The organism is uncultured Psychromonas sp., assembly GCF_947489755.1.
Taxonomy (GTDB): domain Bacteria; phylum Pseudomonadota; class Gammaproteobacteria; order Enterobacterales; family Psychromonadaceae; genus Psychromonas.
In genome coordinates, this window is the sequence record NZ_CANLFB010000115.1 from 1 (window position 1) to 211 (window position 211).

Here is a 211-nt window from a genome sequence, read left to right on the forward strand (position 1 = left end):
TGATATTCCGGGTCACTAGCCTTGCTTCAATATGGTCTGGTAAATGAGGTCGCTTTTTTCTTGCTTGAGGCGTTGTTGCTATACGTATCAGTTTATCCTGCCTGCCTAGACTTCTGATTAATTCAAATTGAGTACCTTTCTTTAACGGCAGTAACCAGTGTGTATTTTTTCCTTTTTGCTGCCAATCATGCAATAAACCTAATGAGTAAAA

Annotated in this window: 1 pseudogene; it reads right to left on the minus strand. The window is 38.9% G+C overall.

The features are described from left to right. A pseudogene (locus Q0794_RS18230) lies at positions 1–211 on the minus strand (IS4 family transposase); the annotation flags it as partial.